Below are 25,805 nucleotides of genomic sequence, written 5' to 3' on the forward strand. Positions count from 1 at the left end.
GCGGTATGACGTTGCTGTCACGACTGCGATTTGCTGTGACGGGTCGCGACGCCGGGCACAACAGATGGCGAGATCCTACGCATGCGGAATAGGTGCGTCAACACAAATGAGAACGATTCGCATCAATATTACTGACATGTAACTTTGTTCTTTACGGACTGCTACTAAAGGCTATTTGTGCGTAATGAAAATATAATTTAAACGTAATTAAAACGTATGGTTATGGTTTTATCGAATGCGTTTTCACTAACACTGTCGGCGTGCATGAGCGTTGCGATTGCTCAACCGCTATGATCTTTTCCGAAGCCGCTTCGCGGCACATGATCGATCAGCGTTCAGCGCCTCAGACCTAACCGGGAACATGCCGATGTCAAACACTGTGAATCTGGACCATTACTTCACCCGTATCGGCTACGACGGTCCGCGCGCGGCCACGCTAGAGGTGCTGCAGGCGCTGCACCGGCTGCATCCGCGCGCCATTCCGTTCGAGAATCTGAACCCGTTCACGCGCCGCGCGGTGAAGCTCGACCTCGAATCCGTCGAGCGCAAACTCGTCACCGACCATCGCGGCGGTTACTGCTTCGAGCAGAACGCGTTGCTCGCGAACGTGCTGATGCAACTAGGCTTCAAGGTCACGCCGCTGCTCGCCCGCGTACTGTGGGGCCGTGAGTCCGACGAGGTGCCGCCGCGCACGCATATGGTTCTGCGGATCGACCTCGAGAACGAGGCGTGGATCGTCGACGTCGGTTTCGGCAGCGTCACGCTGACCGCGCCGCTGCGTCTCGCCGCGGGCATCGCGCAGCGCACGCCGCTGGGCACGTTCCGCCTCGCCGATGCCTCGCACAACGCGCTTTACCTCGACGTGCAGGCGCGCGACCAAAGCTGGACGCGCGTCTATCGCTTCGATCTGCACGCGGTCGAGTGGGCCGACTATGAAACCTCGAACTGGTACACGTCGACGGCGCCGGAGTCGATTTTTGCCACCACGCTGATCGTTTGCCGTGTGCTCGACGACACCCGGCTCACGCTGCGCAACGACCAGTTGAACGAACGCGGCGCCGACGGCGAGGTCGTCAGCGAACGGCAACTCGCCAGCGCGGACGAACTCGCGGCCTGCCTGCGCGATCAGTTCGGCCTGAATACCGGCGACATCGATCTCGTCGACCTGTTCAACCGCGTGCGCACGCCTGCCCACAACGTTTAGAAACGTACCCCTATGGTCACGCGTCTCCTCCTGCAAACGGCGGTCTGGCTCGCCGCCATGGGCGTGCTGCTGTTCGGCGCGGCGGGCACGCTCGCGTGGCCGGCCGGCTGGTGGTATCTGATCGAGACGGGCGTGCTGAGTCTGTGGATCGGGCTGTGGCTCGCGCGGCACGATCCGGGGCTGCTGGCCGAGCGGCTCGCGCCGATCGTGCAGGCGCAACAAAGCCGATGGGACCGCGTGTTCATGGTGAGCGTGTCGCTGGTGTGGTGCGCGTGGCTGGTCCTGATGGGCGTCGACGCCGTGCGCTTGCACTGGTCGCCGCCGGTGCCGGTGGGGCTCGTGAGTCTCGGCTCGCTGTGCATCGTCGTCTGTCTGGTGATGTGTCGCGCCGTGTTTCGCGCTAACAGCTATGCCGCGCCCGTCGTGAAGATCCAGGCGAGCCGTGGCCACAAGGTGATCGACAGCGGTCCCTATGCGTACGTGCGTCACCCGATGTACGCCGCCGCGCTGTTTCTGTTCGTCGGCACGCCCTTGCTGCTCGGCTCGTGGTGGGGACTTGCCTGTGTGCCGGTCATGGTGCTCGGCATCGGCTGGCGCGCGGTGCGTGAAGAGCGCCTGCTGAACGCCGAGCTCGACGGTTATCCCGACTACACCTCCCGCGTTAAATACCGCTTCGTGCCGCTTATCTGGTAACGCTTGCCCCTGAGTCGCGTCGCTCGATGCGCGAGGTCAGGCGCGGCTCGCGCGCGCGTCCCTGCATCCCCCACCTTGGTTCGTTACGCACCAACCTGTCTAGACAAAGTGCACCACGCTGACGCGCGCATTCGATGCGTCACGACTCTTCTGTAATCAACGTTCCGTCCCGTAGAACCCCGCCAGAAGGCGTTGATAGGGGCTTACCCGATGATCTGCGGATTTTCCCGCTGAACCCCTTGCGACGGCTTTTTGACTCATGCAGACTTGTCTATACAAATTCAGCGATGGTTAGAACATCCAGTTCGACGGTTTCCTCAATCAAAGGAGTTTCGACGTGAAAGTGAAGCACACGACGTTAGCAAAAGCATTGATGGGCGCCGTGCTCGGCGCCGCGACCATTTTCGCGGCACCGGTGCAGGCTAAAGACTGGAAAACGGTGACCATCGCGCTGGAGGGCGGTTACGCACCGTGGAACCTGACTTTGCCCGGCGGCAAGCTGGGCGGCTTCGAACCGGAGCTGGTCGCGAATCTGTGCGAGCGCATCAAGCTGCAATGCAACCTCGTGGCGCAAGACTGGGACGGCATGATTCCGGGTCTGCAAGCGGGCAAGTTCGATGTGCTGATGGACGCGATTTCGATCACGCCGGAACGTGAAAAGATCATCGCGTTCTCGCGGCCGTACGCCGCCACGCCGGCCACCTTCGCGGTGGCCGACGCGAAGGTGCTGCCCAAGGCGGCGGCGGGCGCGGGCGTGGTCAAGCTGTCGGGCGATCCGAAAACCGATCAGCCGACCGTCGACGCACTGCGCAAGCAGCTGAAGGGTAAGACCATCGGCATCCAGTCGGGCACGGTCTACACCAAGTTCATCAACGACGGCTTTAAAGACGTCGCCACGATTCGCGTCTACAAGACCTCGCCCGAGCGCGATCTGGATCTGGCCAACGGCCGCATCGACGCGTCGTTCGACGACGTGACGTACTACGCCGCCAATATCGACAAGAAAGAAACCGCGTCGATCACGATGGCCGGTCCGAAGATCGGCGGTCCGATCTGGGGCCCGGGCGAAGGCCTCGCGTTCCGCAAACAGGACGCCGATCTGAAGGCGAAGTTCGACACCGCGATCAGCGCGGCGCTCGCCGACGGCACCGTCAAGAAGCTCTCCGCCAAGTGGTTCAAGACCGACGTCACGCCTTGATTCGTTGAGCAACGCACGCGCGGCGTGTGTGACCCACGCGCCGCGCACGTCCACGGATTCGATCCGACGTCATGGATGAGGGGTAGGGAATGGCACTGATACAGATGCTCGGCTTCGGGCCGGATGGCTGGGGCGGCGTGATATTGCTCGCGGCCTTGATGACGGTCGCGCTGACGCTCGCCGCGCTCGCGGTCGGCGCCGTATTCGGCGGCCTGATTGCGGCGGCCAAGCTGTCGCGGTTTCGCACGTTGCGCGTGATCGGCGACATCTACACCACGGTGTTTCGCGGCGTGCCCGAACTGCTCGTGATCTATCTGTTCTATTTCGGCGGCTCCACGCTGGTGACGACCATCGGCCAGTGGTTCGGCGCAGAGGGCTTCGTTGGCGTGCCGCCGTTCGTGGTTGGCGCGCTCGCGGTCGGCATGATCTCCGGCGCGTACCAGGCCGAGGTCTATCGCGCGGCGGTGCTCGCCGTGTCGCGCGGCGAACTCGAAGCCGCGCGCTCGATCGGCATGCCGACGCTGACCATGGCGCGCCGCATTCTGATTCCGCAAGTGCTGCGTTTCGCGCTGCCGGGCATCGGCAACGTCTGGCAACTGAGCCTGAAGGATTCGGCGCTGATCTCCGTCACGGGGCTCGCCGAATTGCTGCGCACCAGCCAGGTGGCGGCGGGCTCCACGCATCAGTACTTCACGTTCTTCGTGGTGGGCGGCGCGCTGTACCTGGTCATGACCAGCATCTCGAACCGGGTCTTCAACCGTGCCGAAGCGCGCGTGGGCCGGTCCTTCAAGCGCAACTTCGCGCGCAACTGACGAGGACGGTCATCATGCATTTCGATTTCGACTTCCTGTTCGACACGCTCAAGCAACTGCTGGCCGCCGTGCCGACCACGCTCGGGCTGTTCTTCTGTTCGCTGATTCTGGGCGGCTTGCTGTCGCTCGTGATCGTCACGATGCGGGTGTCGCCGCACTGGCTGCCGAACCGTTTCGCGCGCGCTTATATCCTCGTGTTTCGCGGTTCGCCGCTGCTGATCCAGATGTTCCTCGTGTACTACGGCATGGGTCAGTTCGGCGTGATCCGCGAGAGCTTTTTGTGGCCGGTGCTGCGCGAGCCGTACCTGTGCGCTGTTTTGTCGTTGGCGTTGTGCACAGCCGGCTATACCGCTGAAATCATTCGCGGCGGTTTGATGGCCGTGCCGGTCGGACAGATCGAGGCGGGCTATTCGATCGGCCTGTCGGGCTTCGCGCTGCTGCGCCGCGTGATCGGGCCGATCGCGTTGCGCCAGTGTCTGCCGGCGTATTCGACCGAAGCCGTGCTGCTCGTCAAATCGACCGCGCTCGCGAGTCTCGTGACCGTGTGGGAAGTGACCGGCGTCGCGCAGCAGATCATCCAGCAAACCTATCGCACGACCGAAGTGTTCATCTGCGCCGCGCTGATCTATCTGTTCCTGAACTTCGTCATCGTGCGCCTGCTCGGCATGCTGGAGACGCGTCTGTCGCGCCATCTGCGCGCCGCGCCCGCGCAAGCCGCGCCGAATCGCACCGTGTCCGCGAACACCGAAGCACGTCGCGCCGCGTCCTGAGCGGCCGACCATCCCGAATGAATCTGGAGAATTCCATGAACGCTACGGCTCCCGTCGCACTGTCGGTCAAGAACATTCATAAGTCGTTCGGCGAGCACCACGTGCTCAAAGGCATTTCGCTCGACGCGCATCAGGGCGACGTGATCTCGATTCTCGGCGCGAGCGGCTCGGGCAAGAGCACGTTTCTGCGCTGCCTTAACCTGCTCGAAACGCCCGACGACGGCTCGGTCGCGCTGGGCGGCGAAGAATTGAAAATGAAGCGCCGCGGCGACGGCAAGCTGCAACCGAGCGATCGCCGCCAGGTGGACCGCGTGCGTTCGCAACTCGGCATGGTGTTTCAGAACTTCAACCTCTGGTCGCATATGACCGTGCTGGAGAATCTGATCGAAGGGCCGATGCGCGTGCAGAAGCGCAGCCGCGCGGAATCGGTCGAAGAGGCCGAAGCGTTGCTCGCGAAAGTCGGCCTCGCGGAAAAACGCGGCCACTATCCAGCGCATCTGTCGGGTGGTCAACAGCAGCGTGTAGCGATTGCGCGCGCGTTGGCCATGCATCCGAAAGTGATGCTGTTCGACGAGCCGACTTCAGCGCTCGATCCGGAACTGGTCGGCGAAGTGTTGCGTGTGATGCGTTCGCTCGCCGAAGAAGGCCGCACCATGCTGGTCGTCACGCACGAGATGGGTTTCGCTCGCCACGTGTCGAACCGCGTGATGTTTCTGCATCAAGGCCAGGTGGAAGCCGACGGCACGCCGGACGAAGTGTTCGTCGAGTGCAAGTCGGATCGCTTCCGGCAATTCGTGTCGAGCCATCAGGACCGCACCACCAATTGAGCCGCCTTGCCGGGCGGCGTCGCCCGGTTGCGTGAACACGCTGTCTTCGCCTGGCCGCGTTGCCGGGCTAACCACTGAGCAGAGCACTACCATGGCCGTGATCCGTTCCGATCGTCCTCTCGACTGGGCTCAGGTGGCGGCTGTCGCCGCCGGCGAACCGCTCGAACTTTCCACCGGCGCCCGTGCGCGCATCGCCGCGGCGCGTGTGCTCGTCGAGCAGATCGTCGCGCGCGGTATTCGCGCGTACGGCGTGAATACCGGCGTCGGCGCGTTGTGCGACGTGATCGTCTCGCCGGCCGAACAACGCAGCCTGTCGCGCAACATTCTGATGAGCCACGCGGTCGGCGTCGGCGCGCCGCTCGGTGTCGCCGAGACGCGCGCGATCATGGCCGCGGCCGTCAACAACTTCGCGCATGGGCACTCCGGCATTCGCCTCGAAGTCGCGGATCAACTGGTGGCCTTGCTCAATGCCGATTGTTTGCCGGAAGTGCCGGCGTTCGGCTCGGTCGGTTATCTGAGCCACATGGCGCATATCGCGCTGGTCTGCATCGGTGAAGGGCACGTGCGCTATCGCGGCAAACGGCTCACGGGACGCGACGCGTTGCAACGACTCGGGCTCGAACCGCTGGTGCTCGAAGCGAAAGAGGGCTTGAGTCTCGTCAACGGCACGCCGTGCGTCGCGGGTCTGGCCGCGTTGGCGCTGGCGCGCGCGGCGCGTCTGCTCGACTGGACCGATATGGTCGCCGCGATGAGCTTCGAGAATCTGCGCGGCCAACTCGCGGCGTTCGATGAAGATTCGCTCGCCTTGCGCATTTCACCGGGCTTGAACCAGGTTGGCGAACGGATGCGTACCGCGCTCGCCGACAGCGGCATTCTGGCGGCGGTGGTCGGCCAGCGCACCCAGGACCCGTTGAGCATGCGGACCATTCCGCACGTGCACGGCGCCGCGCGCGACGTGCTCGCCGCGACCGCCGACGTGGTCAATCGCGAACTCGCTTCGATTACCGATAACCCGATCGTCGCCGGTACGCCGGACGCGCCGCGCGTCTATTCGCAGGCGCATGCGGTAGGCGCGTCGATCGCGCTGGCCATGGACAGCCTCGCCACCGCGATCGCGCAAGTCGCGGCCATGGCCGAGCGGCGTCTGGATCGCCTCGTCAATCCGCTGGTGAGCGGCTTGCCGGCGTTTCTCGCGCAGCCGGGCGGTTCCTGTTCCGGCTTCATGATCGCGCAGTACACGGCGGCTTCGCTGGTCGCGCAGAACCGGCGTCTGGCGCTGCCGGCGAGTCTCGACGGCGGCATTACCTCTGGCTTGCAGGAAGATCACCTGTGCCACGCCACGCCGGCCGCGCTGAAGGCGCTGGAAATCGTCGACAACGCTGGGCGCATCGTCGCGATCGAATTGCTGGCGGCTGCGCAAGCGTACGACCTGCAAAACATCGACGCGCCGCGTGCGCCGCACACCGAGGCGCTGTGGCAACGCGTGCGGCGCGTCGTGCCGACCTATCGCGACGACCGGCCGCTCGCGCACGACATGAGCGTTGCGTTTCGCATGATCGCCGATCAGACGCCGCCACCGCTGCCGAACCCGGGTAACATTGGGCCTCGGCCGGTCACGTCGGCGGAGGGCGCGGATCTGGTTGCGCCTGCAACCGTCACGAATCTGGCGGAGGCGGGCAAACTGCGCGCTGCCGCGAACGTCGCGCTCATGTCGCTCGACGACCGGCACGGCGCGGCGCATGTGGCTTGATCAACCCGCGTACCACCCACGAGGTCGCAGTGAACACAACGATAAACGCGCAACCCGCAGAGACGCAGGAACGCTGTCAGGAGACGCCGGCGAAGGCCATGCCCGCGTATGAACAGATCAAGCGCTACGTGATCCGGCGCATTAGCGAAGGCGACTGGAAACCGGGCGGCCTGATTCCGTCCGAAACCGAACTCGTCAAGGAGTTCGGCGTGGCGCGCATGACGGTCTCGCGCGCGTTGCGCGAACTGACCACCGAACGCGTGCTGACGCGCGTGCAAGGGTCCGGCACCTTCGTCGCGCCGCAGCGCTACGAGTCGACCGTGCTGGAGATCCGCAATATCGCCGACGAAATCGCCGCACGCGGCCATCGGCATTCGGCGCGTGTGCTGACGCTCGATCCGAGCGACGACCCGCAGGCGCTCGAAGCGCTTGGTCTCGCCGGCGGCCCGGTATTTCACTCGTGCATCGTGCACAGCGAAGAGGGCGAGCCGATTCAGTACGAGGACCGCTTCGTCAACCCGAAGGTGTTTCCCGAGTATCTGCAACAGGACTTCACCGTCGAGACACCGAACCACTACATGGTGCGGCTCGCGCCGATCCAGCGCGCGGAATTCCGCATCTATGCGCAGAAGCCCGACGCGTACGTGCGCCGTCATCTGATGATGGATATCGGCGAGCCGTGTTTGCAGCTATGGCGCCGTACGTGGGTGGGCGACGACGTCGCGACGTCGGTGCAGTTGTGGCACCCGGCGTCGCGTTTTCATCTGGCGGGGAATGTGTAGCGCGCTTGGGGCGCTTTGAGTGTTTTCAGCGCCTGGTGCCTTGCTTCAGCCCTGGCGCTGCGACAGATCCGGCGAAAACCGGCAACCCAGCCGGTAACGCGAACCCGGATGCACGAAGCGCGCGAAGGTCACCGCCACGCCGCTCGTCCACGTTCGACGCATTAGCGTGAGGCAGGGTTCTTCGGCGCGCATTTCGAGCAGTTCGGCTTCGGCGCGCGTCGGCAGACCCGCGTCGACGACATGCTCGACGTCGTGCGCCGGCACCACGGCATACAGATACTCGGACGGCCTGACCGTCGAGAAATCCTGCTGCAAGAATTCCGGCGCGGTCGCGGGATTCACGTAGCGATCTTCGAGTTGCACCGGCAAGCCGTTTTCGCGGTGCACGCAGATCACATGAAACACCGACGCGCCAGGCGCGAGACCCAGCGCGTTCGACACCATCACCGAAGCCGTTTCGCGTTGCGACAGCACCGTGTCGTAGCGGTACTCGTGACCCCGTGAACGGATTTCGTCGCCGATATGGGCGATCATCAGCAGCGTGGATTGCGGCTTGGTTTGCGCGACGAAAGTGCCGACCCCGGAGACGCGTGTGACGAGCCCTTCGTCGGCGAGTTCACGCAGTGCGCGATTCACCGTCATGCGCGACACGCCGAGCGTCGCCACCAGATCCAGTTCGGAGGGCAGCCGGTCGCCCGCCTGGCGTTCACCCGATTCGATGATGCGGCGAATGTGGTGCTTGACCTGTTCGTAGCGCGCGGCCGGCGCCACGGCGGCGCGCGTGTTCATGGCGTCGGCGCGTCGTCGGGACCGCGCGTCCAGAACGCGTTGCGGTCGAAGTAGTTTTGCAGGAACTGCCGCAAGCGCGGCTGGCCCGCGTCGTGGAAGACCTCGCGCGGCGCGCCCTGCACGGCGATCTTGCCTTGATCGATGAACATGACCTTGTCGGCGACCTGCGCGGCAAAGCCCATTTCGTGCGTGACCACGGCCATCGTCATGCCGTCGCGCGCAAGCTGCTTCATCACCTGCAACACTTCGCCGACCAGTTCCGGATCGAGCGCCGAGGTCGGTTCGTCGAACAACATGATGTGCGGCTCCATGGCCAGCGCCCGCGCGATCGCCACGCGTTGCTGCTGACCGCCCGAGAGTTTCGCCGGGTAGGCGTCGCCCTTATGCGCGAGGCCGACGGTGTCGAGCATCGCATTGGCGCGGCGGCGCGCTTCGTCGCGCGACAGATGCCGCACGCGCAGCAGCGCTTCCATCACGTTGCCGAGCGCTGTCATGTGCGGCCACAGATTGAACTGCTGAAACACCATGCCGACGTTGCGTCGCACGCGATTGATCTCGCCTTGCGAGGCTCGCACGCGTTTGCCGTTGCGCTCGCTATAGCCGAGCAATTCGCCTTCTATACGCACGTCGCCCTGATCGTAAGTCTCGAGCGCGGCGAGGCAGCGCAGCAGCGTGCTCTTGCCCGAACCCGACGGGCCGATGATGCACACCACTTCGGAGCGCGCGATCTCGAGATCGACGCCGCGCAGCACCTCGACTTCGCCGAAGCGTTTGCGCAGGTCGCGCACTTCGATCAGCGGCGCGGGTGCGCTCGTGGCCGTGGCGGACGCGGAGGAGGGCATGTCGGCGATAGCGTTCATCAGGGAGTCCGGATTGCGTTCATGCCATGAAACGTGCGACGCGGGTCTCGGCCCACATACCTGCGCGCGAGGTCAGCTCGACCAGCGCGAGATAACACACGCACAGCGCCAGCAAGGTTTCGACGAAAGCGAAGGTGGCCGAGCCGATGCCGGTCAGCACGAAGGTGAGCTCGGGCACGGTGACGATGGACAGCACCGCCGTTTCCTTGCTCAGCACGATGATCAGATTAGTCAGCGCGGGTACGATCAGCACCAGCATTTGCGGCGCTTGAATGCGCAGCACCGCTTGCCAGCGCGTGAGCCCGAGACACGACGCCGCTTCGAGATGGCCCGGCGGCACCGATTGAAATCCGGAGCGGAACGCCTCGGCGAAATATGCGCTGCCGTAGAGGCCGAGGCCCAGTACGCCGGCTGTCATCGGTTCGAGCGTGAGGCCGAACGACGGGCCGCCGTAGTAGAGCAGAAACAGTTGCACGAGAAACGGCGTGCCGCGAAACAGTTCGATATAGAAGCGCAATACGCCGCGCACCCAGCGTCCGCAAAAGAGTTGCAGCACGGCGATCAGAAAGCCGATCAGCAGGCCGAGCACGACGCCCGCGATCCACGTGCCGAGCGTCGTCGCGAAGCCCGCGGCGATCGGCTGAAGGTTGTGCGTGATGACGGTCGGATCGAACTGTTGCATGACGTGGGTCTGGAGTCGGTCAGGCGTGTTGCAGCCGGTATTCGGCGGCATGTGCGACGAGCGCGAGCGTGCCGCAGATCACGAAGTAAATCAGCCCGGCGGCCAGATACGCTTCGAGCGGCCGGTACGTGCTGGCGGCGATGTTCTGCGCAGTGCGCGTCAACTCAGCCACACCCACCACCGAGATCAGCGACGAAGCCTTGATCAGCAGCACCATTTCGTTCACCAGCGAAGGCAGCGTCAAGCGAATGGCTTGCGGCACGAGAATGCGCCGCAGCATGTCGAACGGCGAGAGGCCGAGCATGCGCGCGGCTTCGAGATGACCGGGTGGAATGCTGAGAAAACCGCCGCGCAGGATTTCGGCGATATACGACGCGGAGCACAACGACACGGCGCTGATCGCGGCCACGATGGGCGACACGTTGATGCCCGCGAACGGCAGCAGGTAGTACACCAGCAGCAGTTGCACCAGCATCGGCACGCCGCGAAAGAAGAACACGTAGGCGCCGCCGAACAGACGGGCGGCGCGCTTCGGCGAGAGCCGCGCCGCGCACACGCCGATCGCGACGAAGAAGCCGATCAGGAGCCCCGTCAGCGAAATGCCGATGGTGGCGAGCGCCGCGTGCAATAGCAGCGGCAAGCCCTGAACGAAGACGGTCGTGCTGAACATAAGCGTCGCACTCTCACGCTATCAGTAGTTCGGCATCGGCATCGTGGTCGGCGCATCCATCGCCACGCCGAACCATTTCTTCTGCAACGCCGCGAGGCGACCGTCGTTGTGCATTTTCACGAGCGCGGCGTTGAACGCGTCGGCGAGCGGCTTGCTGTCCGCGTCTTTACGCAGGCAGTAGGCAAAGTACACCTTCGCGCCGAACGGCGGCTGCACCACGGCGAACGTCTCCGGACGCTGCTTGGCCACATACGCAATGTTGGTCATGGAGTTCGCGACCGCCGCGATCCGGCCGGCGGCGAGGTCGGCGTAAGCCTGATTGTTGTCGACGTATTCGCGGATTTCAGGCGGTTTCGGCAGCGTCGCGACGTAGGTCTTCAACTGGTCGAGCTGCGCCGAGCCCTTGCCCGCGCCGACCGTCTTGCCGGCGATATCCGACGATTGTTTGAGCGCGGTGTCGTTCGCGCGTTTGAGCAGCGCGTCGGTGGCGTCGGCGATGGGCAGCGTGTACGTATAGCGTTCCATGCGCGCCTTGGTGACCGTCAACGGGCCGCCCACCATGTCGAATTTGCCCGCTTCCAGACCCGGCAGCACGCTCGGCCACGGCAGGTCGATAAAGCGCACCTTCACGCCCATCTCCTTGCCGACCTCGGCGAACAGATCTTTGTTGAAGCCGGCTTGCTGACCGTTTTCGAGGAAATCGAATGGCGCGAACTGCATCTCGGTGCCGACCACCAGCTCGCCGGCTTTCTTCACTTTGGCGAGCTGATCTTCCGCGTGCGCGGTGACGCTTGCCGCGCACAACGCCAACATCAACAGACGACACTTCCAGCCTGCAAGGATACGCATGGGATTCTCCAGTGGGCAAAGCGGTGTCGCGCGAAATCGGTGAGCTGAGCGGTGAGCGGTTCAAGCCCGGCGCGAGTCATGCGAGGCAGTATATACCGCGTTTTTCCCGCGAAAAAAATAAACTGGCGACTAGAGAAAAGCCCTAACCCAGCGCATTGCAAAGCAACTTGCGGGGGTGCTTTTGGCGGTATATACAACTGCAGATGCAGGAAGCGCGCGGCGCTTTTTTGTCGGTATTTTCGTCAGTAGATTGCAACGGCCTTTCAGGGAGCCACGCGATGCCTGTGACCCGTATTCCGATCATCGATCTCGCCGGCGTTCGCGCGGGCGACCCGCAGGCCTTGCAGCGCGTGGCGGGTGAAATTCACGAGGCGTGCACGACGATCGGCTTCTTTTACATCGTCAATCATGGCGTGCCGCAAACGTCGATCGATGCGGCGGAGCAGGCGGCGCGCGAATTTTTCGCGTTCCCCGTGGAGACCAAACGGCGCGCGGCGGTCAATCGTCGACATCGCGGTTTCAATGCGTTGGGCGATGCCACCATGTACCAGGCCAAACGTCCCGACTACAAGGAGTTTTTCAGCATCGGCCTCGAACTGCCGGAGGACGATCCCGACGTGCTCGCCGGTCAGGCGCTGCGTGGGCCGAATAACTGGCCGGACTTCATGCCTGAATTGCGTCCTGCGCTGTACGGCTACTACGAGTCGGTCGCGGCCTGCGGCGCCGATCTGCTGCGCGCGGTCGCGGTGAGCCTCGGCGTCGACGAGCATTTCTTCGCGCCGCGTTATACCAAACGGATGCAACGCACGCAGATGGTCTACTATCCGCCGCAGCCGCCCCAGTCAGACGCGGATCAGTTCGGCGTCGCGCCGCATACCGACTACGGTTGCATCACGTTGCTGTGGCAGGATCAGGTGGGCGGCCTGCAGGTGCGCGAGATCGCCAACGATACGTGGGTCGACGCGCCGCCGGTAGACGGCAGCTTTGTGGTGAACGTGGGCGATCTGCTGGCGCGCTGGACCAACGACCGCTTTCGCTCCACCTTGCATCGCGTGATTAACGCGTCGGGTTGCGAGCGCTATTCGATCGCGACGTTCTATGATCCGACTTACGGCGCGAGCGTCGATCCGCGCGAACTCGGCGCGAACGAAGCCGAGATCCGCTATCAGCCGGTCGCGGCGGGCGACTACATTCTCGGGCGCATTAACGATTCGATGGGCTATCGAAAGAAACGCGCGGAAGAAGCGCAAAGCTGAAGGCGCGCAAGGAACTCCTGCATGACAGATAACGGAAAGACAAACGACACGGCGTCGCTGGCGTCGACGCTCGACGCACTGCGCGCCGCGCTAGGCGACGACGCGGTCCGCGTGGGCGAGCAGATCGGCGAACGGGCGATGACCGACTGGACCCGTCACGACCCCACGCGCCCGGCGGCGTTGCTGCTGCCGCGTACCACCGAAGAGGTATCGCGCGCGCTGGCTATCTGCCACGCGGCGCATCAGCCCGTCGTGCCGCAGGGCGGCATGACCGGTCTCGCGGGCGGGGCGATTGCGCGGGCCACGGATATCGCGCTATCGCTGGAACGCTTGAGCGGTGTCGAAGAGGTCGACTCGGCCTCGGCCACGCTGACCGTGCGCGCCGGTACCACGTTGCAAACGGCTCAAGAAGCCGCGGCGGAAGCCGGTTTCGAACTCGCGCTCGATCTCGGCGCGCGCGGCTCGTGCCAGATCGGCGGCAATCTCGCGACTAATGCGGGCGGCAATCGCGTGATCCAGTCGGGTACTGCGCGCGATCAGGTACTCGGGCTCGAGGTCGTGCTCGCCAACGGCGACGTCCTGACGTCGCTCGGCAAGATGGTGAAGAACAACACCGGCTATGACCTGAAGCACTGGTTCATCGGTTCGGAAGGCACGCTCGGTGTGATCACGCGCGCGGTGTTGCGGCTGCATCCGCCGCGCGCCGCGCGTCATACGGCGCTGGTCGCGCTCGATGGTTACGACGCCGCGGTGAGCCTGCTGCGCCGTCTATCGACGCGCTTCGGCAACGACATCGGCGCCTTCGAAATCATGTGGCCGGATTTCTACGACTTCGGCGTGAAGCTGACGGGTACGCGTTCGCCGTTCGCCGAGTCTCATCCGCTGTATGCGTTGATCGAGCATGCGAGTTTCGATGCCGGCGACGACGGCGAGCGTTTCGCCGCCGTGCTGACCGAAGCGCTCGACGAAGGCGCAATTCGTGATGCGGTGATCGCGCAATCGGTGGCCGACGTGCGCGCGTTATGGGCGATCCGCGAATGCACGGCGGAGTTTCCCGTGCGGCTCGACGCGATCAATTTCGACGTGAGTCTGCCGATCGGCGGGATCGGCGCGTTCGTCGACCGTTGCCGCGCCGCGCTCGATCAGCGCTGGCCCGGCAATGAAGCGTATTTCTTCGGGCATATCGGCGATTCGAATCTGCATGTGACCGTCGACGGTCATTCGATTCCCGGCGTCACGCATCATGCGGTGTACGCGTTCGTCTACGAGATGCTCGGGCCGTTGCACGGCTCGGTGTCGGCGGAACACGGAATTGGTTTGCTCAAGCGAGAGTTCTTGCCGATCTCGCGCTCGCCGACGGAGCTGGCAGCCATGGCCGCGATCAAACACGCGCTGGACCCGCACGGGATTCTGAATCCGGGCAAGCTGTTTTGATGGGGTGGGTTGCGGGTTGAGTGGGTGAGGGCGCAATGAGCGCCCTCGGCCCACCATGGCGGCAGGTACGGCCTTAGTGCGCGGGCACCGAATCCATGCCGGTCGACCTGACCGCCGCCTGCGCATCCGGCGACGCCAGATACTCGAGCAGCGCTTTCGCTTCCTGCGGATGCGGCGCGCCGACAGGAATACCCGCGGCATAGCGCGTGACGGATTGCACCGATTCCGGAATCTTGCCGACGAACGTGGCGCCCGCCACCGGCAGCAACTCGCTGACCTGCTGAAAGCCGACTTCATAGTCGCCATTGGCGACGACCGACGCGACCGGGATCTTCGGAATCATCTTCGCTTTGGCCTTCACCTGGTCCTCGATGCCGAGCCGCTTGAAGAGTTCGCGCTCGATATAGACGCCGCTCGCGCTATCCGAATAGGCAATCGACTTTGCGTGCAGCAGGGTGTTTTTCAGCGCGTCGATCGAACCGATATCCGGCTTGGGCGCGCCATCGCGCACGGCCATGCCGATCCGCGAATCCGCCAGTTCGACACGCGAGCCGGGCATCACCTTGCCTTGCTTGATCAGGTCGTCGAGCGCGTAGCCGACCATGATGACCACGTCGGCGGATTCGCCGCGTGCGAGGCGGTTGGGAATGGCTTCCGGCGATTGACCCATCGACGGTCCGAGGATCGTGTCGAGCGTATTGCCGGTCGATGCGGTGAACTTTGGACCGAGCAGCTTGTAGGCGGCGGTGAAGCCGCCGGAACTCATGACCTTGAGTTCGGCCGCCTGGACGTTGGCGGCGGCCACGGTGCTGCCCAGCAGCCCGGCGGTGAACATGGCGAGAAAGAAGGATCTCATCGGCATCGGCATTGAAATGACAGTGTGCAGTGTTGGGAGGATGACGGGGTGAAGCGTGTCATCGCCCCGTCATCCGTACCATACCTGAACGAGCCCCTGTCGTGCCGCGCTCGCTCGCCGTCAATGCGCGTCGAGATACCTTGCAATTAGCGGGTACACATCCACCACGGCATCCTTGCCGAAGATGCAGTCGATATGCCCATAGTCGGGAATCAGATGCCGTTCGTAAGGCTGCTCCGGGAAGGCGCGCGTCAGCATGTCGAACGTGAGTTGCGTACTTTCCGGCAGATAGGTTTCGTTTCGCTCGCCGTGAATAAAACCGAGCGGCAGACGCATCCCCTCCAGTCCCTTCATGCCGTCCGCGCCAGTCAGATAAACGTCCTCGCCTTCGGCATCGACCACCTTGCCGGCCCGCACCATCGCGGCGAGATGTTTGAATACTTCCATATCGTGAATGCCGAACAGTTCCTGCAGGTTCTCGTGCAACGTCTCGTTCAATTGCGCGTGTTCGTATAGCAAGCCGTACAGAAACGTCGCGCGATGGCAGATCGGGTTGCCGCAGCCTTCGTCGTGATCGAGCGGGTAAAACTTGAGCGCTTCGTCGAACAGGTTCTTCGGCCATGAACGGTGCTGCGTGTACGCAGTCAGATCGCGCACGCCGAGATGCTGCATGATGCCTGGAATATGCAGACCCGCCTTGATCTTCTGCAGCGTGCCCGGCACCGGATGCGTCGACACCTGCGAAATCACCGCCGAGCGCACGCCTTCGAGGCCGTATAGCAGCGACATGCTCAACGCCAGCCCGCCCATGCAGTGGCCGAGCACCTGAATCTTGGGCACGCCGCTCACTTCGCGTATTTTGGCGACGGCGGCCGGAATGTCTTCGCGCGCGACTTTGTCGACATTGGTCGGCACCAGCACGCTGGGTAACTCGATGCTGACGCGCAGATCGACGAGCCACACGTCATAGCCGCAAGCGCACAGATATTCGACGAGGTTGGTCGCGATCAGGTCGGTGGAAAAGATCCGGCTGGAAACGCCCGAACCGTGAATCAGCAGCAACGGGCGCGAGGTTTGATTCGCCGGATCGAAGTAGCGGGTCAGCCGCAAGGTCGTGCCGTCGGGCGTATCGAAGTACATGATTTGCGGCGCGGGCGCGCGCAATGCGCGTTTTAGACGCGGCGCGGCCTGCGTGTCGAAGAACTCCAGCGGCGCGGCCACGCCGCCGTATTCGGTGAACAGCACGCCCGCGAAAAACTTGCCGAACTTCAGCGTCCATTCGAGGCGCGTTTCGAGGTCGGGCGTGTTGGTGACTTCGAGCGTGCGTTGCTGCTTGAGGAAGTTCTCGGGCGTGATGATCAGCGTTGCTTTGCCGAGCAAGGGTCCGGTGGTTTGCGCGCCCGCGCGAATCTCGGCGTACAGCGTGTTGGTCTGCGCCCAGAGATTGATCGGCGAGGTGCGCGTGATGATTTTTTGCCCCGTCAGGCAGTACGTATTGCCTTCGGTGGAGGCGAGCGTCATCCGGTAGTTCATGTTGCGCTCGTCCACATCGGACTCGCTGACCACGAACAGATTGAACGTGCCGTCGACGATCGTCAGCGGTTGCGGGGAAAGCGCCGGACAGGTCAGCGTGCCGGCGGTGTGAGCCAGGTGTTGCGGGTTGCTGAGCATGTCGGCGAGATCGTCGGATTCGACGGTCAGCGTGAATTCGATCGGACTCGTAGCGGCTTGTCCCGCGACCGCGGGCGTGTACGTGCCGATCATCGTCTCCGTGAAGCGCAGGCCGATCTTTGGCGCGGGCGGCGTGGCGGCGGTACCCTTGGCCGTGTAGTCGATCTGCCGGTCGCGCGACGCGGCGAGCAGCGCGCAGTTACGCTCGGCCAGCGCGGAAATGGTCAGCAGCGGATTGACGCCGAGCGAGATCGGCATGACGGCGCCGTCCATCACATAGAGGCCTTCGTGCACCGCCGTGCCCGCCGCGCCATTGAAAACGCGCCCCAGGTGATCGACCACGCCGTGCTCCGCATCTTCGCCCATGCCGCAGCCGCCAAGCGGATGCACGGTGACAGTGCGATTGCCGACGATGTCGGTGGAAATCGGATTGCGCAGATACTTGCCGCCGAGCGGTACCGTCGCCTGTTCGAGAGTGTGCTCGACCGTTGCAAAGATCGGCTGCTTGCCGGCGTTTTTCCATACGATGCGCGGCTGGCCCTTGTCGTCGACGTGAATCTGACCGCTTTCGTCGTCGTGCGCCATCACGAGATAGCTTTGCGTGTGGTTCAGCGCGCCACGATACGGACCGCGCAGAAAGCTTTCGAGCACGCGGGCGTCGTACGCGAGTTGTCGCTCGGCGCTCGGCGCGCCGCCAACATCCACGCCTTCGAGCGGCGCGGCGGCGCCGAGCAGGCCGACGAGCGCCGCGCCGACCGGGCCGGCGAGCGAACCTTCTTCGATCACGAAACCGTCTCTCACATTCGCGGTATCGCGATGATCGATCAGGCCGGTGATAGTCGGCCCGACTGGTGGAATTTGCCCCGGCGTGTGCGTGCCCCAGCCGACGCCGTTGATGATGTCGTCGGTGTTGTATGCGAAGGAAAGCACGTCGCCGTTGCCGGTGAAATGTTCGCCGAGCATGGCCGACACGCTCAGGCCCGCTTCACGCGAGCGCAACAGCAGCGCGGTCGAACCGATCGTGCCGGCCGACACGATGACGAGATCGGCGCTGACGAACAGATCGGGCGCGCCGTAACTTTCGCGGCCGAGGCTCACCAGTTGATAGCGCACCGTCCATTGCTGCGTGGCCGCGTCGCGCAACACCGAATGCACCGCGGCGCCCGTGAAAATCTGCGCACCGTGCGCGACGGCATCGGGCAGATAGTTCATATGCGTCGAATTCTTCGCGTCGTAATTGCAGCCCGAATTGCAATCGCCGCAGCCCACGCAGGCCTTTTGTTCGACGCCCGCGGCGTTCACGCGATCCTCGAACGTGACGGTGATCGGCGGCCGGCTGAAGCGGTCCGCCATGCCGAGCGCCTGGGCGGATTTTTCGAGCGCCTGCAGTTTCGGCAGCGCCGGATAACTGGCGGGCACCGGCGACGGTTGCAGCATCGCGCGCGCAAGCGTATAGCCGCGCTCGCGGCCCGCCGCGTCGTCGCGCAGCGCCTTCGGCCAGCGCGGATCGTCCCACAGGCGCGGATCGGCTTCGAGCGCGACATTCGCGTTGATCAATGAGGTGCCGCCCAGACCGCAGCCGACCACCGCGTTGACATCGTCGTTCACGTGCACTTCAAGCAGCGCGAGCGGCGAGCCGACGTGCGCGAGGGCCGTGTTGTACTGCACCTCTTCGGCGCCCTGAAACGGTGTGCGAGGGTACTCGCCCGCCATGAATTCGCGCCCGCGTTCCAGCACGCAGACGCTGAGTCCGGCGCGTGCCATGCGGCTCGCGGCGATCGCGCCGCCGTAGCCCGAACCCACTACCACTACGTCGTAATGCGCTTTCATCGCCGTTACGGCGCTCGATAAGCGATTCATCAAGACCACCTCGTCAGGAACGGAATGCGGGGAAGGGCGGGCAGCGTGCGCAATTACGCGGCTGCTTCATTCATTTCGCTGTCGCTCGATTCGGCTGCGAGCAGGTTCAGTGCAAGCAGAATCACCGAGCGGTTCTCGATCTCGATCTCGATGCCGAGTTGTTCCGTCAACCAGCGGCCGATCTTGGTATTGGAAAATTCGTCGGCGCCGGCCGTCTTTTTCATGGTGACGCCGAGTTTGACGGCGCGATAGTGATAAGAGGGCACCCGATGCTGAGCCGCAACCGCCGACAGACCGCCTTTCCCTTCCGAACACCAGCCGAGACTGCCGGCCAGCACGATCCGCTCGGGCTCGTCGAGCCCCTCGATGAACGCGCGTGCGGCGCTGCGCACGCGTTGCTCGTCGAGGCCGTACTGCAGCAGCACGCTTTCCACCGGATCTTCCAGCGCCTGCGCGTGCAGATCGATTTCGTGCGCCATGCCTTCGTTTTCCATCGACACGTTGCGCTGATGGCCGGCGCTGCGCAGGCAATCGATCAGATAACGGCGGAAATACGCGCACAATGCGTAACCGTTGGACGGCGCGCTCTCGGCGCAGGCGTTGGTTTCCGTATGGCCTGGCGCGAGCCGCAGCACCTTGGCGTAAATGAACTGGGCGACCAGCTCTTCCTTATCGTCGCCGAGCGCCTGCAACTCCAGCGGATGATAGGTCCGCAAAGCCCGCTTGACCAGTTCGACCATCGACACCATTTCGTCGGCGGACAACTGGGTGCGCCGGCGCCACAGATCGGGCAGGACCGCGTCGTCGAGTGTGCGGACGAACGCGTGGCTCGGAACTACGCCCATAACAACCTCCATAGGGGGTAAGGCAAGGAGCGCGGTGAGCCCTGACAACAGGCGGACAAGCGAAAACCGGGAAGGTGAAGCCGCGCTGGAATGTGAAGCCAGTATGGTTTCCGGCGACGGCTTCGCCTATATGGATTAAGTGGTAGCTGATGGGTAAACTGCCGGGTAAACCATCCGGCATAAAAACGCGATTCGGCATGACACGCTTGTCATTCATCTGAAGAAACGGAGACCGCACGATGCGGGCCGACCCTATCCAGCGTGCGATCGACGAAGACCTTGTCCGCGTGCTTTACGCGCAGGATCCGATCGCCTTTTTTTCGCACTGGTTTTCGATCGCGGTACTGGTGGCCATCTACTGGCCGGCGATTCCGTCGCCGCCGCTGTTCGTCGCGTGTTTCGGGTTCTATGCGGCGGCTAATTGCGGCAGCCTCGCTTTGTGGATCTGCAATCGCCGCTATCCGCAGCTCGCGTCGCCGCGTGGCTGGATCGTGCTGCACGCGGTGCGCGGCATGTTGCTGTACAGCGCGCCGGGTTTCGCGATCTGGTTCGCGTTTCATAGCCCGCAGATGGATTTGCCGCTGCTGCATACGGTAATGCTCGTGACGCTGGCGGCCGGCGTGTTCATGTCGAACGGCTTCGACCTGCTGAACTTTTCCACCGCGATTCCGTTCCTGCTGTTTCCGTCGATCGTGCTGCATTTCGGCACGCATACGTTCGACCGCACGATTCTCGCGATCGTCCTCGCGTTCTTCTTTTGCGCGATCAACGTCTACGCGATGAGTTACCGCAAGCTGTTTCGCCAGGTCGTGCAGGCGCGCGTCGATCAGCAATATCTGGCGGAGTCGCTCGCCGCGCAGAAGCATGTCGCCGAAGAAGCGAGTCTCGCGAAAACGCGCTTTTTCGCGGCCGCCAGCCACGATCTGCGGCAGCCTCTGCATGCGATCGGTTTGCTCGCGGCGTCGCTCAACGACACGGCGGCAACCCCCGCGCAGCACGCGAAGACCGCCGAACATATCGTCTACAACGTCGAGGCGTTGAATCAACTGTTCAACCAGGTGCTCGATCTCGCGCGGCTCGAAAGCGGCGTGACCCAGGTGATCCGGCTGCATTTCCGGCTGGCCGAACTGTTCGAGCGGGTCGGCAGCCAGTATCGTCCGCAGGCGGCGGCCAAAGGTCTCGCGCTGCGGATCGCGCCGACCACGATGATCGTGCACGACGATCCGGTGTTGCTGGAGCGCGTGCTGAGCAATCTGCTGTCGAACGCGGTGCGCTATACCGAGGAAGGCGCCATCTGGTTGGGCTTTCGTCGCGCGGGACGCGAGTCGGGCGGGTTTGTCGAGGTGCGCGATTCGGGCATCGGCATTCCGGCCGAGGAGCACGAGCAGGTCTTCGAAGAGTTCTATCAGGTTGCCAATCCGCAGCGCGACGCGCGTCAGGGGCATGGGCTCGGCTTGCCGACGGTGAAGCGGCTGGTCGAGATGCTCGGCGGCGAACTGCGTTTGCGTTCGGCGCCGGGGCGCGGGTCCGTGTTTCGTTTTTCAGTGCAGGTGGGCGAAGCGGGCGGGATCGTCGCGAGCCTGAACGAAACGGTGGCGGGTGGTCCGTCGGCGCAGGGGCGGCGCGTGCTGTGCATCGACGACGATCCGTCGATACTCGAAGGCCTCGCCAGTCTGCTCGCGCGCTGGGGTTGCGACGTACGCGGCACCCGCGACGAGGTCGACGCGCTCGCGGTGCTCGAAACGGGTTTCGTGCCGGATGCGGTGCTGTGCGATTACCAGTTGGCGAATCACCGCACCGGCGCGCAGGCGCTGACTGCCGTGCGCCACGTGCTGGCGCGCGCGGGGCATGAAAACATCGTGACCTTGCTGATCACGGGGGATATGGCGTCGGCGGAACTGGCGGCGTTGGCGTTGCAGGGGATTCCGGTGTTGCATAAGCCGGTGACGCCCGCGCGTTTGCGGCGCACGCTGGAAATGCTGTGGCAGCAGGCGGAACTGGATAAGGGGCGGGCGACGGCCGCGCTGGCGTTGCGCGCGGATGAGGAGGAGGGAGCGGCCGGTAAAGCGGAGAGCTGGAGCGCAAACGGCGTGATGCGGGAGGCGGCGAACGGTCCGCCGGACGAAGCGAGGATCTGAAGGCCGCCCACACCGCTACAAAGTCTTCCCCGCTTCCAGCCAGCCGTTGATCACCGCGATCGCCGTCGACCGGTTGTGCACGCCGAGCGCCCGGAAGATCACCGACAGATGCACCTTCACCGTCCCTTCGGCGACACCCAGATCGCGCGCGATCATCTTGTTGGTCCAGCCGCGATGCACGAGCCGCATGATGTCCTGCTGACGCGGCGACAGGTTCTCCAGCAAATGCTGCTGATGCGGCTGCAGCGACTGGATCTGCGTGATCGGTTCCGTGACGCCGGAGACGCCTGACGTTGGCGCGGCAGCCTGCGCGACTGACGACGCGCCCGCGCCTTGCAGCGCCATCTCAGCCGCCGTATCGGCATGCACGGGGCTGGCCTTGGTCTCACGCGAACCGAGCAGGCTCAGCGCTTCCATCGGTACATACGCGCCGCCCGACAGTACCAGTTCGATCGCTTTCAGCATCACGCTCGCGGGCTGCCGCTTCGGCACGAAACCAAGCGCGCCGGCGGCCAGCACCGCGCGCATTTCGTCGGGCGATTCTTCGGCGGACAACACGACCACCGGCAACGCCGGGTTCGCCTTCAACAGCACCTCGAGCGATGAAGCGCCGCTCATGCCGGGCATATGCAGATCGACGATCGCGAGATCGTGGTCGGCGTCGGGACGCGCGGCGGTGGCGAGGGTTTCCCAGCTATCGGCTTCGTCGAACTGGGCGTCGGGATCGAGCCCGCGCAGCATGCCTTTGACGCCTTGCCTGATCAGTTCATGGTCGTCGGCCACAAGAAACTTCATGATGTCTCCGCGAGTCGGGCCTGCGCGTGGTGGACTACCGCCGTTGTCGGGTTTCGTTTTACTTCTATTGTGGTGAATCGCATCATTGCCGGCTATCTCGCGATCATAAGCCCGCCGGCGGCGCGCTGCGTGTTCCGCTGTGCTGCGCCGCCAACTTTCTATTTGTACGATCGCCGGGTGCACCCATGCACCGCGTTTTGTATGAGGCTGGTCTCCCGCGCATCGGTTCCGGCTTGCTAGGTAGACGAGCAGGCTGCTCCCATTTTTAAGCAAAGCACGCAGGATGCCGAAGGTTATGCGCATCGGCTTAACCTGCGCGAACGGGCGTCTATTTGACCGCGAACAGCGTCGCATTCATCAGAAGCTTGAACGCGAAACCGAGCGACATCGCCGTGCCCACGCCGAAGCACCACAACGCGACGAACCACAGCCAGCCGGGCAGTTTGCGCGCCGCCGGCCGACGGCTGGCGGCAATGCCGCTGTCGTCGTTGCCAACGTTGCGCGCTTGCAGCCGCTTAATGATAGTGATGTTGGTCGCCATGACTCACCTTGCCGCGAAATACCCAGTAACCCAGCGTCGTATAGCCGAGGATGATCGGCAGAATCACCGCCGCGCCGACCAGCGTGAACATCTGGCTCGAACGCGGGGCGGCCGCCTCCCACAACGTCATGCTCGACGGAATCGCATACGGCCACAGGCTCACCAGCAGCCCCACGTAGCCGAGCAGCACCAGCAGCAACGCCAGCGCGAACGGCGTGTTGTGATGCCGGTCACGCACCGCGCGATACATGAAGAACGCGCACACCGCCACGAGGAACGGCACCGGCAGCAGACGGTAGAACAGGTTGTCGTGGAACCAGCGCTGCGCGATGTTCGGGTCTTGCAGCGGCGTCCACAGGCTGACCATTGCGATGAAGCCGAGCAGCACCAGCGTCAGCGGCCATACCACGCGATGCAGTCGGCGTTGCAGATCGCCTTCGGTCTTCGCCACCAGCCAGCAGCAGCCGAGCAGCGCATAGGTCACCACCAGTCCGAGACCCGTCAGCAGGCTGAACGGCGTGAGCCAGCCGAAGGCGTCGCCGGCATAGGCGCCGTCGATCACCGGAATGCCTTGCAGGAACGCGCCCAGCGCGATGCCCTGGAAGAACGTCGCGCCCGCCGAACCGCCTATGAAGGCCAGATCCCACAGATGCTTGGTGCGATTCGCCTTGGCGCGGATCTCGAACGACACGCCACGGAAGATCAGGCACACCAGCATGAAGATCAGCGGCAGGTAGAGCGCGGACAGCACGGTCGAATACACCGCCGGAAACACCGCGAACAAACCGGCGCCGCCGAGCACGAGCCAGGTTTCGTTGCCGTCCCACACCGGCGCGACGGTGTTCATCATCAGGTCGCGCTCTTTCTCGTCGGGGAAGAACGGGAAGATGATGCCGATGCCCAGATCGAAGCCGTCCAGCACCACATACATGAACAGGCCCAGCGCGATGATCGCGGCCCACACTACGGTTACGTCCATTGTCTTTCTCGCTTTTTATGTCGCAAGTGATGCGTGAAGGTCGGGCTCAGGCGGCGTCGATCATCTGATCGGCGGCGGAGAGCGGGCGGCGCGCGGTCTGATTCGGCGTGGGATGCGGCACGCCGTTCGGCGTCTGGCCCGGCAGCGCCGGACCCGAGCGCATCAGCTTGAGCATGTAGTAGACGCCGGTGCCGAACACGAGGAAGTACACGACCACGAAGGTCATCAGCGAAATGCCGACCTGCTGGGTGGTCAACGGCGACACGGCCTGCGACGTGCGCATCACGCCGTACACGACCCACGGCTGACGTCCGGCTTCGGTGGTGACCCAGCCGGCCAGCAGCGAAATGAAGCCGGTCGGGCCCATGGCGAGCACGCAACGCTGGAACCACTTCGATTCGAACAGGCGTTCACGGCGGCGCATTGCCCACGCGACGATCGACATCAGAATCATCAGCGTGCCGAGGCCGGCCATGATCCGGAAACTCCAGAACACCACCGTCGAGTTCGGCCGGTCTTGCGGCGGGAATTCCTTGAGGCCGCGAATTTCGCCGTCCCAGCTATGCGTGAGGATCAGGCTGCCCAGATGCGGAATCGACACCGCATAGCGCGTGGTTTCCGCCTGCATGTCGGGAATGCCGAACAGATTCAGCGCGGTGCCGCCTTTCTCGGTTTCCCACAGACCTTCGATCGCCGCGATCTTGGCCGGCTGATACTTGCGCGTATTCAAGCCATGCTGATCGCCGACCACCGCCTGAATCGGCGTGAGGATCAGCAGCAGCCACAGCGCCATCGAAAACATCTTCTTGACGGCCGGATCGCGCCGTCCGCGCAGCAGGTGCCACGCACCCACGGCCGCTACCACCAGTCCGGCGACGATGAACGCCGCGAGCGCCATATGCGCGAGCCGGTACGGGAACGACGGATTGAAAATGATCTTGAACCAGTCGAGCGGCACGACGCGGCCGTTGACGACTTCGAAGCCTTGCGGCGTTTGCATCCAGCTATTGGACGCGAGAATCCAGAAGGTCGAGATCAGCGTGCCGACTGCCACCATCAGCGTGGCGCCGAAGTGGGCGCGCGGACTCACGCGCTGCCAGCCGAACAGCATGATGCCGAGGAAGCCCGCTTCGAGGAAGAACGCGGTCATCACCTCGTACATCAGCAGCGGCCCGGTGACGGGTCCGGCGAAACTGGAGAAGCCCGACCAGTTGGTGCCGAACTGATAGCTCATCACCACGCCGGAGACGACGCCCATACCGAAGGCGACTGCGAAGATCTTCGACCAGAACAGGCAAAGATCTTTGTAGTACGCCTTGCCGGTTTTGAGCCAGCGCCATTCGAGCACGGCAATGAAGCTGGCGAGGCCGATGCTGAGCGCCGGGAACACGATGTGAAACGAGACGGTAAACGCAAACTGGATGCGGGCGAGATCGAATGCCGATAGTGCGGAGTTCATGAGCGTGAAGGGCGTGAGGCCCGCGGGGGCGGACTACGCGCGTCGACCGTTGTCGGTGCGCACTGCTGGGCAGATGGGCGAAGCG

Annotated in this window: 23 protein-coding genes; 11 read left to right on the forward strand and 12 right to left on the reverse strand. The window is 63.9% G+C overall.

Annotated elements, in window-relative coordinates; all coding sequences use genetic code 11:
* Positions 1–367 precede the first annotated feature (367 nt).
* The 8 genes from GGD40_RS34260 to hutC (GGD40_RS34295) all read left to right on the forward strand — a co-directional run bounded on the left by GGD40_RS34260 (position 368) and on the right by hutC (GGD40_RS34295) (position 8,036).
* On the forward strand, positions 368–1,204 hold the full coding sequence (locus GGD40_RS34260) for an arylamine N-acetyltransferase family protein (RefSeq protein ID WP_179746707.1): 837 nt from the start codon (positions 368–370) through the stop codon (positions 1,202–1,204).
* 12 nt (positions 1,205–1,216) lie between these two features.
* Positions 1,217–1,897 (forward strand): methyltransferase family protein, encoded by a 681-nt coding sequence (locus tag GGD40_RS34265; RefSeq protein WP_179746708.1) that lies wholly within the window; start codon positions 1,217–1,219, stop codon positions 1,895–1,897.
* A gap of 373 nt (positions 1,898–2,270) precedes the next feature.
* Entirely contained in the window at positions 2,271–3,095 is an 825-nt protein-coding gene (locus tag GGD40_RS34270) for a transporter substrate-binding domain-containing protein (RefSeq protein WP_218901619.1), read from the forward strand.
* Between the two features lie 89 nt (positions 3,096–3,184).
* Positions 3,185–3,907 carry an ABC transporter permease gene (locus tag GGD40_RS34275; protein WP_179709131.1) on the forward strand — a complete coding sequence of 241 codons (723 nt, stop codon included), beginning with the start codon at positions 3,185–3,187 and terminating at the stop codon, positions 3,905–3,907.
* A gap of 14 nt (positions 3,908–3,921) precedes the next feature.
* Positions 3,922–4,677 (forward strand): ABC transporter permease, encoded by a 756-nt coding sequence (locus GGD40_RS34280; RefSeq protein ID WP_179709129.1) that lies wholly within the window; start codon positions 3,922–3,924, stop codon positions 4,675–4,677.
* A gap of 35 nt (positions 4,678–4,712) precedes the next feature.
* Positions 4,713–5,504, forward strand: a complete 792-nt coding sequence (locus tag GGD40_RS34285; protein ID WP_035556477.1) for an ABC transporter ATP-binding protein — start codon at positions 4,713–4,715, stop codon at positions 5,502–5,504.
* Between the two features lie 91 nt (positions 5,505–5,595).
* Positions 5,596–7,254, forward strand: a complete 1,659-nt coding sequence (locus GGD40_RS34290; protein WP_179746709.1) for an aromatic amino acid ammonia-lyase — start codon at positions 5,596–5,598, stop codon at positions 7,252–7,254.
* A gap of 98 nt (positions 7,255–7,352) precedes the next feature.
* Positions 7,353–8,036: a histidine utilization repressor gene (gene hutC, locus GGD40_RS34295; protein WP_179747150.1), complete on the forward strand. Its 684-nt coding sequence runs from the start codon at positions 7,353–7,355 to the stop codon at positions 8,034–8,036.
* Positions 8,037–8,081: 45 nt separating this feature from the next.
* On the opposite strand, the gene hutC (GGD40_RS34300) is transcribed toward hutC (GGD40_RS34295), so the two are convergent.
* From hutC (GGD40_RS34300) to GGD40_RS34320, 5 genes are read right to left on the reverse strand one after another with little or no spacing between them, the layout of a single operon-like run.
* Positions 8,082–8,825, reverse strand: coding sequence for a histidine utilization repressor (gene hutC / locus GGD40_RS34300; protein ID WP_179746710.1), 744 nt, complete (start codon positions 8,823–8,825; stop codon positions 8,082–8,084).
* Positions 8,822–9,685, reverse strand: a complete 864-nt coding sequence (locus tag GGD40_RS34305) for an amino acid ABC transporter ATP-binding protein (RefSeq protein WP_306456610.1) — start codon at positions 9,683–9,685, stop codon at positions 8,822–8,824. Before GGD40_RS34305 ends, hutC (GGD40_RS34300) begins: the two co-directional genes overlap by 4 nt.
* A 19-nt stretch (positions 9,686–9,704) precedes the next feature.
* Positions 9,705–10,367: an amino acid ABC transporter permease gene (locus GGD40_RS34310; RefSeq protein WP_176060669.1), complete on the reverse strand. Its 663-nt coding sequence runs from the start codon at positions 10,365–10,367 to the stop codon at positions 9,705–9,707.
* Positions 10,368–10,386: 19 nt separating this feature from the next.
* A complete protein-coding gene (locus tag GGD40_RS34315; RefSeq protein WP_179709124.1) occupies positions 10,387–11,037 on the reverse strand; it encodes an amino acid ABC transporter permease in 651 nt (216 codons plus the stop codon).
* Positions 11,038–11,058: 21 nt separating this feature from the next.
* Positions 11,059–11,886, reverse strand: a complete 828-nt coding sequence (locus tag GGD40_RS34320) for a transporter substrate-binding domain-containing protein (RefSeq protein ID WP_179709122.1) — start codon at positions 11,884–11,886, stop codon at positions 11,059–11,061.
* Between the two features lie 278 nt (positions 11,887–12,164).
* Here GGD40_RS34320 and GGD40_RS34325 point away from each other — a divergent pair, with 278 nt between their 5' ends.
* Both GGD40_RS34325 and GGD40_RS34330 read left to right on the forward strand, forming a co-directional pair.
* Positions 12,165–13,142, forward strand: coding sequence for an isopenicillin N synthase family dioxygenase (locus GGD40_RS34325; protein WP_179746711.1), 978 nt, complete (start codon positions 12,165–12,167; stop codon positions 13,140–13,142).
* Between the two features lie 21 nt (positions 13,143–13,163).
* Positions 13,164–14,576: an FAD-binding oxidoreductase gene (locus GGD40_RS34330; protein WP_179746712.1), complete on the forward strand. Its 1,413-nt coding sequence runs from the start codon at positions 13,164–13,166 to the stop codon at positions 14,574–14,576.
* A 73-nt stretch (positions 14,577–14,649) separates the two neighbouring features.
* Here the strand turns inward: GGD40_RS34330 and GGD40_RS34335 are convergent, their stop codons facing one another.
* The 3 genes from GGD40_RS34335 to GGD40_RS34345 form a co-directional block, all read right to left on the reverse strand.
* On the reverse strand, positions 14,650–15,432 hold the full coding sequence (locus tag GGD40_RS34335) for a substrate-binding domain-containing protein (RefSeq protein WP_179709117.1): 783 nt from the start codon (positions 15,430–15,432) through the stop codon (positions 14,650–14,652).
* A gap of 120 nt (positions 15,433–15,552) precedes the next feature.
* Positions 15,553–18,963, reverse strand: a complete 3,411-nt coding sequence (locus GGD40_RS34340) for an alpha/beta fold hydrolase (RefSeq protein WP_179746713.1) — start codon at positions 18,961–18,963, stop codon at positions 15,553–15,555.
* Positions 18,964–19,016: 53 nt separating this feature from the next.
* A complete protein-coding gene (locus GGD40_RS34345; protein ID WP_179746714.1) occupies positions 19,017–19,808 on the reverse strand; it encodes a hypothetical protein in 792 nt (263 codons plus the stop codon).
* A 239-nt stretch (positions 19,809–20,047) separates the two neighbouring features.
* Between GGD40_RS34345 and GGD40_RS34350 the strand changes: the two genes are divergently transcribed.
* The gene (locus GGD40_RS34350; RefSeq protein WP_179746715.1) at positions 20,048–21,946 is read left to right on the forward strand and encodes an ATP-binding response regulator; all 1,899 of its coding nucleotides are present in this window, start codon (positions 20,048–20,050) and stop codon (positions 21,944–21,946) included.
* A 15-nt stretch (positions 21,947–21,961) separates the two neighbouring features.
* Here the strand turns inward: GGD40_RS34350 and GGD40_RS34355 are convergent, their stop codons facing one another.
* The 4 genes from GGD40_RS34355 to GGD40_RS34370 form a co-directional block, all read right to left on the reverse strand.
* Positions 21,962–22,741: a response regulator transcription factor gene (locus GGD40_RS34355; RefSeq protein ID WP_179709111.1), complete on the reverse strand. Its 780-nt coding sequence runs from the start codon at positions 22,739–22,741 to the stop codon at positions 21,962–21,964.
* A gap of 328 nt (positions 22,742–23,069) precedes the next feature.
* The gene (locus GGD40_RS34360) at positions 23,070–23,282 is read right to left on the reverse strand and encodes a hypothetical protein (RefSeq protein ID WP_179744990.1); all 213 of its coding nucleotides are present in this window, start codon (positions 23,280–23,282) and stop codon (positions 23,070–23,072) included.
* A complete protein-coding gene (cydB, locus tag GGD40_RS34365; protein WP_179709109.1) occupies positions 23,257–24,261 on the reverse strand; it encodes a cytochrome d ubiquinol oxidase subunit II in 1,005 nt (334 codons plus the stop codon). The genes GGD40_RS34360 and cydB overlap by 26 nt, the downstream gene beginning before the upstream one ends.
* Before the next feature lie 46 nt (positions 24,262–24,307).
* Positions 24,308–25,720 (reverse strand): cytochrome ubiquinol oxidase subunit I, encoded by a 1,413-nt coding sequence (locus GGD40_RS34370; protein WP_179746716.1) that lies wholly within the window; start codon positions 25,718–25,720, stop codon positions 24,308–24,310.
* Positions 25,721–25,805 lie beyond the last annotated feature (85 nt).

This window comes from Paraburkholderia bryophila (genome assembly GCF_013409255.1).
In the GTDB taxonomy this organism is placed as follows: domain Bacteria; phylum Pseudomonadota; class Gammaproteobacteria; order Burkholderiales; family Burkholderiaceae; genus Paraburkholderia.

What these genes read in the sequence shown, in the direction of transcription:
- GGD40_RS34340 (WP_179746713.1), bottom strand. Translation starts at nt 18,963, where the DNA reads ATGAATCGCTTATCGAGCGCCGTAACGGCGATGAAAGCGCATTACGAC.
- GGD40_RS34350 (WP_179746715.1), top strand. Translation starts at nt 20,048, where the DNA reads ATGCGGGCCGACCCTATCCAGCGTGCGATCGACGAAGACCTTGTCCGC.
- GGD40_RS34335 (WP_179709117.1), bottom strand. Translation starts at nt 15,432, where the DNA reads ATGAGATCCTTCTTTCTCGCCATGTTCACCGCCGGGCTGCTGGGCAGC.
- GGD40_RS34270 (WP_218901619.1), top strand. Translation starts at nt 2,271, where the DNA reads ATGGGCGCCGTGCTCGGCGCCGCGACCATTTTCGCGGCACCGGTGCAG.
- GGD40_RS34260 (WP_179746707.1), top strand. Translation starts at nt 368, where the DNA reads ATGTCAAACACTGTGAATCTGGACCATTACTTCACCCGTATCGGCTAC.
- GGD40_RS34265 (WP_179746708.1), top strand. Translation starts at nt 1,217, where the DNA reads ATGGTCACGCGTCTCCTCCTGCAAACGGCGGTCTGGCTCGCCGCCATG.
- GGD40_RS34360 (WP_179744990.1), bottom strand. Translation starts at nt 23,282, where the DNA reads ATGGCGACCAACATCACTATCATTAAGCGGCTGCAAGCGCGCAACGTT.
- GGD40_RS34280 (WP_179709129.1), top strand. Translation starts at nt 3,922, where the DNA reads ATGCATTTCGATTTCGACTTCCTGTTCGACACGCTCAAGCAACTGCTG.
- GGD40_RS34370 (WP_179746716.1), bottom strand. Translation starts at nt 25,720, where the DNA reads ATGAACTCCGCACTATCGGCATTCGATCTCGCCCGCATCCAGTTTGCG.
- hutC (WP_179747150.1), top strand. Translation starts at nt 7,353, where the DNA reads ATGCCCGCGTATGAACAGATCAAGCGCTACGTGATCCGGCGCATTAGC.
- GGD40_RS34320 (WP_179709122.1), bottom strand. Translation starts at nt 11,886, where the DNA reads ATGCGTATCCTTGCAGGCTGGAAGTGTCGTCTGTTGATGTTGGCGTTG.
- hutC (WP_179746710.1), bottom strand. Translation starts at nt 8,825, where the DNA reads ATGAACACGCGCGCCGCCGTGGCGCCGGCCGCGCGCTACGAACAGGTC.
- GGD40_RS34290 (WP_179746709.1), top strand. Translation starts at nt 5,596, where the DNA reads ATGGCCGTGATCCGTTCCGATCGTCCTCTCGACTGGGCTCAGGTGGCG.
- GGD40_RS34355 (WP_179709111.1), bottom strand. Translation starts at nt 22,741, where the DNA reads ATGAAGTTTCTTGTGGCCGACGACCATGAACTGATCAGGCAAGGCGTC.
- GGD40_RS34330 (WP_179746712.1), top strand. Translation starts at nt 13,164, where the DNA reads ATGACAGATAACGGAAAGACAAACGACACGGCGTCGCTGGCGTCGACG.
- GGD40_RS34310 (WP_176060669.1), bottom strand. Translation starts at nt 10,367, where the DNA reads ATGCAACAGTTCGATCCGACCGTCATCACGCACAACCTTCAGCCGATC.
- cydB (WP_179709109.1), bottom strand. Translation starts at nt 24,261, where the DNA reads ATGGACGTAACCGTAGTGTGGGCCGCGATCATCGCGCTGGGCCTGTTC.
- GGD40_RS34345 (WP_179746714.1), bottom strand. Translation starts at nt 19,808, where the DNA reads ATGGGCGTAGTTCCGAGCCACGCGTTCGTCCGCACACTCGACGACGCG.
- GGD40_RS34275 (WP_179709131.1), top strand. Translation starts at nt 3,185, where the DNA reads ATGGCACTGATACAGATGCTCGGCTTCGGGCCGGATGGCTGGGGCGGC.
- GGD40_RS34315 (WP_179709124.1), bottom strand. Translation starts at nt 11,037, where the DNA reads ATGTTCAGCACGACCGTCTTCGTTCAGGGCTTGCCGCTGCTATTGCAC.
- GGD40_RS34325 (WP_179746711.1), top strand. Translation starts at nt 12,165, where the DNA reads ATGCCTGTGACCCGTATTCCGATCATCGATCTCGCCGGCGTTCGCGCG.
- GGD40_RS34285 (WP_035556477.1), top strand. Translation starts at nt 4,713, where the DNA reads ATGAACGCTACGGCTCCCGTCGCACTGTCGGTCAAGAACATTCATAAG.
- GGD40_RS34305 (WP_306456610.1), bottom strand. Translation starts at nt 9,685, where the DNA reads ATGAACGCTATCGCCGACATGCCCTCCTCCGCGTCCGCCACGGCCACG.